Origin of the sequence: Frigoribacterium sp. CFBP 8759 (assembly GCF_014841655.1) — a bacterium.
Classification (GTDB): Bacteria; Actinomycetota; Actinomycetes; order Actinomycetales; family Microbacteriaceae; genus Frigoribacterium.
Genome location: NZ_JACYUH010000012.1, coordinates 1 through 275, shown reverse-complemented (window position 1 = coordinate 275; position 275 = coordinate 1). Strand labels below are relative to the sequence as shown.

The 275-nt window shown below is 70.5% G+C and carries 1 pseudogene; it reads right to left on the bottom strand.

Annotated features, from left to right (window positions below):
- A pseudogene (locus IFT79_RS15995) lies at window positions 1-275 on the bottom strand (hypothetical protein); the annotation flags it as partial.

Genomic DNA, 275 nt, shown 5'->3' with positions numbered 1-275 from the left:
TCGACGACGGTGCCGTCGGCCGAGGTCAGCGACAGGCCGGAGCCGTCGTGGTCGATCTCGCCCTGGACGTAGGGTCGCACGTCGCTGTCGGGGCCGTAGTAGTCGACGTTTCCGCCCGTGATCGGGAAGGCGAACGTGCCGTCGGTGAAGGTCGCGGTGCCGACGACGCCGGGGGTCAGGCCGAGCGAGGTGATCGCGTCGACGAAGGACTGGTCGACGGCGACCTGGGTGTCGACGCCGTTGCTGAGGTCGGCGATCGACGCGGCGGGCGTCGA